This is a genomic window from Spirulina sp. 06S082 (assembly GCF_034932145.1).
Classification (GTDB): Bacteria; Cyanobacteriota; Cyanobacteriia; order Cyanobacteriales; family Spirulinaceae; genus CCY15215.
The window spans coordinates 1-10351 of the sequence record NZ_JAYGHV010000054.1; the positions used below are offsets into that span (position 1 = coordinate 1).

Consider the following 10351-nt stretch of genomic DNA (forward strand, 5'->3'; position numbering starts at 1 on the left):
TTCCCGCTTTCATCGCTGCAATCACCGCAACTTGATACCTTTGTTCCTTCAAGGCCGCTAATGCCTTGCGTGCCTCCCCTTCGATCGCCTGTAAGGTTTCCGCATCATCACCTCGGGCGAGTTCCTCCTCTCGCAATTCGTGCAAGTATTGGATGAGTCTCGATCCCGTATCGTGAATGCTTTCGTAAATTTCTTGAAACCGTTGAGAAGACATGAATGGGTAATGGGTAATGGGTTAGAGGCAATTATTCTGTTCTTTTTTACTCAAGGCGATTTGGATACCGAGAGCAATTAACCCGATCGCCGCGATCGCAAATACTGCTGTTGCTAATGTAGCAAGTCCTGCGACCAAAGTTCGCACGGCGATGGCAATCCTCAAGGAAGCTGCGGTGGTGGAAGGTAGAGGGGTATGGGCTAAGGTTGCGGTAATGGAGGTGGTTAGTAAATACAAGAGGGTGGCAAAACCTGCCGCAATAGAAGACCCGATTAAGCATTGTAAGGGCGTTACGGGTTTGCGATCGGATGTTGGAGAAGAATCGCTCATGGAGAGTGGAGAATAAACTATTTTTACATTTTAATAGGACTTACGCATTAGCCCCCTAAATCCCCCAACTTTGGGGGACTTTGACTCCGGTTTCCCCCAGATTTGGGGGCTAGGGGGCGAAATATTGTTGAATTGCGTAAGTCCTATTTAAGAGGGATTGGAGAGATAAGGAGAAGGGAAATGCAATAATGGAAACGGTAGCAATGGCAAAGGAAAAAAGAAGATGATTGCTTCAGTTGTCGAAATTCCTCACTATCGTTTTAATACAACGAATTACCGGAGAATGTGGGAGACGGGTATTTTTAAAGAAGGCGATCGCGTGCAGTTAATTGCAGGAGAAATTGTACAAATGGCAGCGATGGGAACCAAGCATCAAGCCTGTGTAGCGCGGCTAACTCGCTTCTTTGTGGAAAGGTTGGGCGATCGCGCAGTGGTTTGGCCGCAAAATTCCCTGGAAATTAGCGAAAACTCTCTACCGGAACCCGATCTGGCTTTATTAAAGCCTCGCGCTGATTTTTACGAGACACTGCAACCGCGATCGCAGGATGCGTTATTAGTTATAGAGGTGTCGGATAGTACGGTACGCTTCGATCGCGAGGTCAAAACGCAGATTTACGCCCGAGGGGGAGTGCTAGAAATGTGGTTGATTGATATTAATCGCCAAGGGGTGGAAGTATACCGCGACCCAAGTGAGAATGGCTACCAAACCGAACTAACTTTTGTGTTGGATGCTGAGATTTCACCCCTTGGGTTTTCCGATTGCGCGATCGCCGTCAGCCAAGTTTTTGCTTAATTTCTTAAATTATGGGCTAGAAGTTTGTAGTTCCTCGATCGCTTTCATCACAGCTTCTAAATTATCCTGTGCTTGGGTATTATCGGGATTAAGTTCTAGTGCTTTTTGTAAGGCTGCCAAAGATTCGGGATATGCCTTCAAAGCACGCTGAGTAATGCCCAAACCCATCCAAGCATTCCCATCATTAGGATTTAACTCTAGGGTTCTTTCATAAGCCTCTAACGCCTTTGTATACTGACGATTGGACATGAGATTGAGGGCGCGGTTGTACCATCCTAAAGCCGAATCGGGATTCAAGGCGATCGCCCTTTGTGCCTCTGCTGCTCCCTCACTATAGCGTCCCGCCCGCCACAATACAGCACTGAGATTGAGATAAATCTTCTCTAAAGAAGGCTGCCCGCCGATTTGGGCATCTCCTTCTAAAGCCGTGCGATAAGCAATAATTGCCTCGCTGTACTCTCTTAAAGTAGTGAGAATTCGTCCTCGATTATACCATGCCCGAGAGGATTCTGGATTGAGATCGATCGCCTCCTGAGTTGCATCTAACGCCTCACTATAACGTTCCAATAACCATAACAGAGTCGATTGATTCAGCCATGTTTCCTCATAAGTGGGATTTAAGGAAATGGCGCGATTCACAGAAGCCAATCCCTCCTCATACTTAAACTGTCCCGCGAGAGAATTGCCGCGCTGACTCCAAGCATAGGAAGCACCTTCCAATCCCCAGCGATCGTCTCCTTCTTGTAAGGCTTTGTCGCAGGAGGCTTGAGCATCGCTGTATTGTCCCAGACGATTGAGAGCAGCGCAACGATTAGCCAAAGCTAAAGCATAATTTTCACTTAATTTTAACGCCCAATCGTGAGAAGCCAAAGACTCCGTATTGCGTCCCAAACGTCCTAATACTGTTCCTTGTTCCGTCCATGTTTCCTCATTATCGGGGTCGATCGCCAGGGCATCATTGTAAGATTGCAAGGCATCCTGATAAAACTGTAGCCCTTGCTGGGGGGAGTTTTGCGTCGGTGCCAGTTTTACCAATACCCGTCCCCGATTTAATAACGCTGTCGCTGCATTTTGGTGTCCCCAATTTCCCGCTTGAATAGCGCGATCGCAGGCCACCAAAGCCTCCTCATACCGGGAAAATTGCGCCAAAGACAAACATCGCCCCGCATAAGCCGGAGAATAGCTGGGATTAGTGCGAATTGCCCAATCGTAGGACTCTAGTGCCTCGGAATGGTTCCCTACTTGAGTCATCGCCACCCCTCGGTTGTACCAGGCGATCGCGGGGGTACCTTCTCCCCAGTCCCCATCAATTTCCAGCCCTTCATCGCAAGCCACCACCGCATCATCCGTGCGTCCCAATGCCGTCAGAGAAGCGCATCGTTTCGCTAAAGCGAGGGAATCTGTAGGACTGCGACGCAAGACCTGTTCGTAAGATACCAAAGCATCTCCATATTGGGAGAGGGCAAACAGAACATCCCCCCGGTTATTCCAAGTTACGGGATCGTTGGGAAAAAGTCCCACAGCTTGGTCGCAGGCTTCCAGGGCTTTCTCGTAATCTTCTGCCAAGAGAAGCGTATTGCACAAACTCGCCCAATAGTCAAAATCAACGAGTTTTTCCTGGGCGATCGCCGTCGCCGGAAAAAGCAACAACGAAGCGGGAATGACGGCTAAAAAACGTTTAAATTTCATTATCTTCTTCCGTGTGGTTAGTCGGCCAGAAGTTCTCATCCATGACTTGTTCTAGGTCAAAGGGACAAATTTCGGGGAATTGTTCGTCGGGGAGATCGGTTTCGGCGATCGCTAAATCTCGTGCTTCCGACCAGCTTTCCTTCATGGCTTCCTCCAATCTAGATTGTAAACCAGGATTGCGCCGCAACTGTTCTTGGTTTTTTCTTCAAAATCCTTGGACAATTGAAGCTAAATAGAACCAATCAACTATTTTTGCAGTTACAATGAAAATCGCTTTGAGTAATGAACTTTCATTTTTTTGAAATCCAAAATACTTTGGCGTTGGAAAATTTGCGGGTTGGGGCGATCGAAGGTTAAACGTTTTTTTAAAGAGGTATCTCTTTCCACGCGCAAGTTACTAACTCACTCAACCAACGTCTTTGCGCGCGATCGAGAACGCCGCGATCGCGTAACACTTCCTTGTTAAGATCGTCTAAAGTTTGTCCCTGCTTTCGCGCAACTTTGACCACTCCCGCGATCGCCGTAGCAATTAACTCTTCGTTGAGAGGGCGTTTCTGCAAAGCCATAATTTCTTCTGGACTATCGGGGATGGAATCATTCATAATGCGATCGCGTTGTAAAGGTTGCTTAAAATGTTAAGTTTATTAAAGAGTTTTAAGAATAGGTATCCGACAGTGTAGCTTAAATTGGCCGTAACTTAACTCTGTATTTCCTCTCAATTCAATTCCCCATCAAAAATAATGCGAGAACTTTTATATTTAGAAATTCCGATCGCCGACTCTGCAAAAGTTTGTCGCTGGTTGCAAGAAGAATGGCAACCTCGTCTCGGGCAAAAGATAATAACCCCCAAGGGAATTCGCCTGCAATTCAACAAAAATACCGTCAAAAGTGCTTCATCACACCTTTCCTCAATTTCGGAAAGCGAACTATCAATTTTTACTTGGTGCCTTCAGCGTACCACCTATTTAAAGGTCTTTCGCTGGGGAGAGAAATCTGTTCCTTTAGAATCTCAATTACAACAGCAGCTACAAACTGAGATCAGAAAACGCTTTCCCCAACAATATCACCAATTCCCAGAAATAGATTTATCTCAACAGTCTATTTTTGAGGCACTCGCACCCTATTATCCTCAAACCGTGCGCTTTTTTCAAAAAATACCCCGAGGAGAAGCAGATCTCAACCGTGCTTATTGGTGGGAAAAACGCTGGCGAGAAAGTGTCAAAAATCCCCAACAACCTCCACAAGTTATCTTTCCAGAAAATGAGCAAAAAGACAACCAAAAATCGGAGTATGACCTGATTTATATTGGCGGTGCTTTAGGGGTCATTCATGCCGCAGTAATGGCACGATTAGGCTATCGCGTCCTTTTGGTGGAACGTTTGGCTTTTGGACGCATGAATCGTGAATGGAATATTTCTCGGGGAGAATTTCAAAGTTTAATCGATTTGGGTTTATTTACCGTTGAAGAATTTGAATCTGTCATTGCACGGGAATATAAAGATGGATTTAATAAGTTTTTTGATGGCAATAATCCCCCATATCTCAAGTCAAAAGTATTGCATACGCCAACGGTTTTGAATATTGCGATCGCCTCTGACAAACTCTTACATCTCTGCGGAGAAAAATTAAAGGCGGCTGGGGGAGAAATTTGGGATGAAACTGAGTTTGTCCGTGCTAATATTGGTAAAAATAATGTCACAGTTCAGTTAAAAAAACTCGGAACGGGAAAGGAAAGACAAGCAACAGGACGCTTATTAATGGATGCCATGGGAACAGCTTCTCCTATTGCCTGGCAACTCAGCAATGGACGGGCTTTTGATAGTGTTTGTCCAACGGTGGGTGCTGTCATTGAAAAGGGTTTTGCACCGGGGGTTTGGGATTCAACTTATGGAGATGTTCTCAACTCTCATGGGGATATTTCTCGAGGACGACAATTGATTTGGGAACTATTTCCGGGAGAAGGCGAGGAATTAACAGTTTATCTCTTTCATTACCACCAAATACATCCCGATAACCCTGGTTCTTTATTAGAAATGTATGAAGATTTCTTTACAATTTTACCAGAGTATCGCCGTTGCAACATGGATGAATTGGTCTGGAAAAAAGCAACTTTTGGTTATATTCCAGGACATTTTAGCATCGGAAGTGGCGATCGCGCCGTGGCTTTCGATCGCCTCCTAGCCATTGGAGACGCGGCTTCTTTGCAATCTCCCCTCGTGTTTACCGGATTTGGTTCTTTAGTGAGAAATTTAGGGCGCATAACCAATCTTCTGCATACGGCGTTAAAACACGATTTACTCGAAAAACAACATTTAAACCAAATTCGCGCCTATCAGAGCAATATTGCCGTAACTTGGCTCTTTTCTAAAGGGATGATGGTACCCACTGGCCAAACTTTACCCCCTCAAAGAGTGAATGCGATGCTAAATACATTCTTTGGTTTATTGGCAAATGAACCCCCAGAAATTGCCGATACTTTTATCAAGGATAAGTTTAATTGGCTGACCTTTAATCGTCTTGCGATTAAAGCAGCTTTGATGAATCCTTTATTAATTGTTTGGATTTGGAAACAATCGGGTACAGAGGATTTTATCCGTTGGATCGGTAGTTATTTGACCTTTACTTTAGAAGCAATTTTAGGGTTTTGTTTTAAGGGTTGGCTGCCAGGATGGTTGCAGCGATCGCAGGGTTGGTTGGAGAAAAAATATCCGGCTTTATGGTTGCGTTTGTCGAGTTTTAGCGATCGCCTCGCTGCGGGGATCGGTTTATCGCCAGAAGTAGCTAATCAACAACAACAAGCAGCATTAACCCGTCAAAAAAACTTGCGATCGGCTTTAAATACGCCAATTAAAAACTAAATTAAATCTAAATTAAATTATGTCATCTCAAAATCATGGTCCCTCTCCCAATACTCCTTTTCCGATCCCTGGAGTAACAAGGCTATGCTATCTCAAAAATATCATCAAAAACCCCAATATTATTGTAGGAGATTATACTTATTACGATGATTTTGAAAACCCAGAAAACTTTGAGAAAAATGTTCTCTATCATTTTGATTTCATCGGCGATAAATTGATTATCGGCAAATTTTGCGAGATCGCCTCTGATGTTAAATTTATTATGAATGGCGGCAATCATCAAATCGCTGGAATTAGTAGCTATCCCTTCTCTATTTTTCAAAAGGGTTGGGAAATTGTTGCACCGGAAGCATGGCCGCATAAAGGAGATACAATGATTGGTAATGATGTTTGGATTGGTTACAATGCAACCATTTTGCCTGGAATTCATGTGGGGGATGGGGCAGTAATTGCCGCTAATTCAACCGTGAGTAAAAATGTAGCACCTTATCGGATTGTGGGGGGAAATCCAGCCACAACCATCCGGCAAAGATTTGGCGATCGCACTATTGAAAAACTCTTAAAAATAGCCTGGTGGAACTGGGATATTGAGAAAATAACGACTCATCTGCCTATAATTTGTAGTAATGATGTTGAGGCATTAATAGCGATCGATAATGAAAATGATTGATGGAAGATAGGCGGAAAAATGGAAGCTATAATCAAATCTCGGTTGAGAACAAGCGTTCAACCCGGCTGCAAACTCATAACGAGTTAAAGCGCGATCGCATCCAAGGAAGTCTCTTCGAGGGTGAAATCAATTACTAATGATTGATGATTGATTAAATGGGTAAGCGTTTAATATCCTTATTGTTACCTAAAACTACCATTGCCATTCCTTGATGAAGACGACGATTTGGTAAAGGATTAATATCAAATTTCTTGTCATCTTCAGCGATCGCCAGCACTGTCAAACCATAAAGACTGCGGAGTTGAAGTTCTGTAATCGTTTTACCGTCAAATTCTTCCGGGATAAGAACTTCGACAATACTGTGATCGGGATCGAGATCGAAGCGATCGAGAATAGCGGGTTTAGTCAGCATATAGGCCAAGGCCTCTCCCGCTTCATATTCAGGGAAAACAACGCGATCGGCCCCTACTTTTTCTAAGAGTTTGCCATGAATTTCTGTAGAGGCTTTTGCGATCACATTAGACACTCCTGCTTCTTTCACATTCAGGGTTGTAATAATACTCTCTTGAATATAGTTACCGATGGCAATAATAACGGTATCAAATTCAAAAATTCCTGCCTCTTTCAAGGCATTTGGTTCTGTTGAATCCAAACAGATTGCATGAGTCGCAATGCTATCATTAATGGCGCGAGCTACTAATTTTTCATCAATATCCACCCCTAAAACTTCATAGCCCATTTTGTGCAATGAAGCCGCCACCGATCGCCCAAAACGACCTAAACCAATAATGGCAAATTGCTTATTTTCTCGCGTTAAAGTCGCCAGAAAATTCAGCGATCGCAAATTCCAACTGTATTTTTGTCCTTTATTGACCATCTAGCCAACCAATAGATTTTCTTCAGGATATTTTACTTGACTGGGGCAAGGATCGCCAAATAAAGCGGCCATTAAAACTAGAATACCGACTCTGCCAATGAACATGGTCAGAATGATCACCAATTGTCCCCATCCCGAAAGATTTGCGGTAATTCCCGTAGAAACCCCCACGGTAGCAAACGCGGAAATAACTTCAAAAAAAAGATTGATAAATTCAAAGTTCTGTCCTTCAATCAGAACCAGTAAAGAGGTGACGATCGCAATGGTCATTCCCGACCCAAAAACCACGGTGATCGCTTTTAAAATCAACGAACTGGCAATCTTGCGTCCGTAAATAACGACCTCTTCATGGCCGCGCAAGGTGGAACGAGTACAATTAAATAAAATTCTCAATGTTGTGGTTTTAATTCCTCCTCCTGTACCGCTTGGACTGGCACCAACAACCATTAAGCCCATCACAATAAATAAAGTTGCCTCTTTCATCTTACCAAAGTCTAAAGTATTAAAACCTGCCGTGCGGGTGGTGACAGATTGAAACCAAGCGGACAGAATTTTCTCTTGTATGGGAAGACTTGCCAATGTATCAGAATTAACTGATTCGATTATGAGAAAAGCAAACGTTCCTAATACCAGTAATATTAGAGTGGTATTAACAACAACTTTGAAGTTGAGAGAAAAAACAAATCTTGGTTTAGGATTCTGAAATTGATTCGTACACCAAATATAAAATTCAATAATGGTTTGATACCCAATTCCCCCCAAAATAATGAGTGCAGGAATGACTAAATTAATAGTCCATGAGCCACGATAAGCGACCAAACTATCGGAAAATAAACTAAACCCGGCATTGTTCCAAGCACTAACACTATGAAAAATGGCTAACCACAGTCCTTGGCCAAATCCGTAATCATCTGCGAAAGTTTTTAGGGTCAAAAAAGCCCCTGTTAGTTCAAAAAGGATAGTCGTTGCTAAGATGGAACGCATTAAATTACGACTTCCGTGTAGAAAGGGGCGATCGAAGGATTCTTGAATGGCAAATTTTTGCCTCAAATCGAATTTGCGCCGTAAAACTAAAATCAAAAAGGTGGTGCTGGTCATATATCCTAACCCCCCAATTTGAATTAAAAGTAAAATGAAAAATTCACCGATCGCCGAGAAATGCGTTCCGGTATCTACGACGATCAACCCTGTTACGCAAACGGCTGAGGTAGAGGTAAAAAGTGCAACGAGAGGACTATTCCAAGTGCCTTCACTGGTGGAAATAGGTAGGGTTAAGAGGAGTGTTCCTATCAGGATAACACCGATAAAACCCAAACAAATTGTACGAGCAATCGTCATGCTTTTATTAATTCAAAACTGAGGATTCAGACTAAGCATTGTTTGCAATCTTTTGTCGATCGCCTTCCCACTAAGAACTGAAACGCGCCATCGTTTGTTTGGCAAAACCTTGCAGAAATTCTGTTCTTTGATTTTGCTCAAAAACAACTTTGAGTTTCTGGGTTAATTTCTGCCAATTAAAGGGTGTTTCTTCCGTCGTTGAATCGATCGCACAATCTTGGAAATAGGCAATTAAACTCAACCCAGCCAAGCGGGTTAAATAAGCCGCGCTAATTCCCTGCATCGTTCCTCCCGCAACAAAAGTAATCGCATTGCTTTTTAGTAAATGCCCGATCGCTTGAGTGGAGAGTTCTACGATACCTAATTTAACCATGAGTTGCCCGATCGCCCCTGCTGTATCTTTACTAACAGATAGGGATAATTTTTGTTGATAAATTGCCCCTAAATCCACTAACATTTGAGCGCTAATCGCCGCCGTTGCTAATAAATCTAATGCCGCGACAGGGTTAGCAAAGGCTGTTGCAGCAGCAATCCATTGATATTGTTCGACAATCGGTAAAGCGCGATCGCGGCGAATATCATTGAGCCTGATTTTAATTTGCTGCTGTAGGGTTTGCGCTTCTCGCCAGGTTGTCCCCCAGACTAATGATTCTCGTTCTGTGCTTAAAATAACCTCGAGGCGATCGCGCAATGGTTGTGTTTCTGGTTTTTGTGATTCTTGCCACTCCTTTAAAGACCCATCCCCTTGATGTTGGCGAACTTGAATCGGGGCAGGTGCCGCTAAAATCGAAAAAACATCTTTTGCGGGTAAAATCCCCAAAATATGTTGGTGTAACTGTTGTAATATCATTTCCCGTTCTTCGGGGATATAGCGATCGCCTTTATTGAACAGCAACAAGATTCGCTGATTGACACTTCTGAGCCGTTTTAAGACCTGCAATTCTGAATCCGTTAAATCCCCCGTCAGCAACCATAAGACCGCATCAGCAGCCTGCAAACAGTCTTCCTGCCAGTTTTCTAAACTGTGAGAAGGAGTCGGCATTTCCTGCCAAGTGACATTTTCCCAAGTCGATGTGGCCAGGATTTTCTGCAAGCAGGTTTTTCCTGCTAATTTTGCCCCGGCGATCGCAATATTAACCTCCTGTCGCTCTAAGCGTTTGGGAAGGAGATTCAATTGAACTTCTAAATCGCTACAATCGCGATCGGTATCTTCTGCTTTCAGTATCGAGAGGCGATCGCGCGTTTGGGCGATCGCCGCTTCCACCTCTTTTCGACCCAGAGAAGCGGGAAAAATTAGAGGGGGAGTCTTTTGGCCAAATTGATGTTTTAGCCACCAAAAACTCCCCCCGATGGCGATCGTACCCAACAAACTAACTTCGCCGATTTCTAGGGCTGTATCGCGAATACTCCAGAACAACCACAGTCCAAACGACAAGGCCATTCCGCCAACTAAAATGGGTTTGCGGAGTTGTAGTCTCATTTCCCTCTCCTCATGGCCAGATATTTGTCCTACTTTATTCCCTCCATGCTACAGGGAGTTGGGGGAGTGTGGGAAGGGTGGGGAGTGTGGGGAGTTGGGGGG

Annotated in this window: 11 protein-coding genes; 3 read left to right on the forward strand and 8 right to left on the reverse strand. The window is 43.9% G+C overall.

Going from position 1 to position 10351, the window contains the following annotated elements; genetic code table 11:
- On the reverse strand, positions 1 to 214 hold a 214-nt coding region (locus VB714_RS05860), incomplete at its 3' end, for a hypothetical protein (protein ID WP_323222099.1).
- 21 nt (positions 215 to 235) lie between these two features.
- The gene (locus VB714_RS05865) at positions 236 to 544 is read right to left on the reverse strand and encodes a DUF3082 domain-containing protein (protein WP_323222101.1); all 309 of its coding nucleotides are present in this window, start codon (positions 542 to 544) and stop codon (positions 236 to 238) included.
- A 223-nt stretch (positions 545 to 767) separates the two neighbouring features.
- Here VB714_RS05865 and VB714_RS05870 point away from each other — a divergent pair, with 223 nt between their 5' ends.
- Entirely contained in the window at positions 768 to 1337 is a 570-nt protein-coding gene (locus VB714_RS05870; protein WP_323222103.1) for a Uma2 family endonuclease, read from the forward strand.
- Positions 1338 to 1346: 9 nt separating this feature from the next.
- Here the strand turns inward: VB714_RS05870 and VB714_RS05875 are convergent, their stop codons facing one another.
- The 3 genes from VB714_RS05875 to VB714_RS05885 form a co-directional block, all read right to left on the reverse strand.
- Positions 1347 to 3026, reverse strand: a complete 1680-nt coding sequence (locus tag VB714_RS05875; RefSeq protein ID WP_323222104.1) for a tetratricopeptide repeat protein — start codon at positions 3024 to 3026, stop codon at positions 1347 to 1349.
- A complete protein-coding gene (locus VB714_RS05880) occupies positions 3016 to 3213 on the reverse strand; it encodes a DUF29 family protein (protein ID WP_323222106.1) in 198 nt (65 codons plus the stop codon). The genes VB714_RS05875 and VB714_RS05880 overlap by 11 nt, the downstream gene beginning before the upstream one ends.
- Before the next feature lie 178 nt (positions 3214 to 3391).
- Positions 3392 to 3628, reverse strand: a complete 237-nt coding sequence (locus VB714_RS05885) for a hypothetical protein (RefSeq protein WP_323222108.1) — start codon at positions 3626 to 3628, stop codon at positions 3392 to 3394.
- A 138-nt stretch (positions 3629 to 3766) separates the two neighbouring features.
- Here VB714_RS05885 and VB714_RS05890 point away from each other — a divergent pair, with 138 nt between their 5' ends.
- Together VB714_RS05890 and VB714_RS05895 are read left to right on the forward strand one after the other, a co-directional pair.
- Positions 3767 to 5884, forward strand: coding sequence for a flavin-dependent dehydrogenase (locus VB714_RS05890; RefSeq protein ID WP_323222110.1), 2118 nt, complete (start codon positions 3767 to 3769; stop codon positions 5882 to 5884).
- Between the two features lie 19 nt (positions 5885 to 5903).
- Entirely contained in the window at positions 5904 to 6554 is a 651-nt protein-coding gene (locus VB714_RS05895) for a CatB-related O-acetyltransferase (protein ID WP_323222111.1), read from the forward strand.
- Positions 6555 to 6705: 151 nt separating this feature from the next.
- Here VB714_RS05895 and VB714_RS05900 read toward each other — a convergent pair whose 3' ends face one another.
- From VB714_RS05900 to VB714_RS05910, 3 genes are all read right to left on the reverse strand, one after another.
- Positions 6706 to 7431, reverse strand: coding sequence for a TrkA family potassium uptake protein (locus tag VB714_RS05900; RefSeq protein ID WP_323222113.1), 726 nt, complete (start codon positions 7429 to 7431; stop codon positions 6706 to 6708).
- Positions 7432 to 8769 carry a TrkH family potassium uptake protein gene (locus VB714_RS05905; RefSeq protein WP_323222114.1) on the reverse strand — a complete coding sequence of 446 codons (1338 nt, stop codon included), beginning with the start codon at positions 8767 to 8769 and terminating at the stop codon, positions 7432 to 7434.
- Positions 8770 to 8839: 70 nt separating this feature from the next.
- Entirely contained in the window at positions 8840 to 10249 is a 1410-nt protein-coding gene (locus VB714_RS05910; RefSeq protein WP_323222116.1) for a YcjF family protein, read from the reverse strand.
- Positions 10250 to 10351: the final 102 nt, after the last annotated feature.

Bases quoted from the DNA above. Each gene is read 5' to 3' on its own strand.
- VB714_RS05865 (WP_323222101.1), bottom strand. From the start codon at position 544: ATGAGCGATTCTTCTCCAACATCCGATCGCAAACCCGTAACGCCCTTA.
- VB714_RS05905 (WP_323222114.1), bottom strand. From the start codon at position 8,769: ATGACGATTGCTCGTACAATTTGTTTGGGTTTTATCGGTGTTATCCTG.
- VB714_RS05885 (WP_323222108.1), bottom strand. From the start codon at position 3,628: ATGAATGATTCCATCCCCGATAGTCCAGAAGAAATTATGGCTTTGCAG.
- VB714_RS05875 (WP_323222104.1), bottom strand. From the start codon at position 3,026: ATGAAATTTAAACGTTTTTTAGCCGTCATTCCCGCTTCGTTGTTGCTT.
- VB714_RS05910 (WP_323222116.1), bottom strand. From the start codon at position 10,249: ATGAGACTACAACTCCGCAAACCCATTTTAGTTGGCGGAATGGCCTTG.
- VB714_RS05870 (WP_323222103.1), top strand. From the start codon at position 768: ATGATTGCTTCAGTTGTCGAAATTCCTCACTATCGTTTTAATACAACG.
- VB714_RS05895 (WP_323222111.1), top strand. From the start codon at position 5,904: ATGTCATCTCAAAATCATGGTCCCTCTCCCAATACTCCTTTTCCGATC.
- VB714_RS05900 (WP_323222113.1), bottom strand. From the start codon at position 7,431: ATGGTCAATAAAGGACAAAAATACAGTTGGAATTTGCGATCGCTGAAT.
- VB714_RS05890 (WP_323222110.1), top strand. From the start codon at position 3,767: ATGCGAGAACTTTTATATTTAGAAATTCCGATCGCCGACTCTGCAAAA.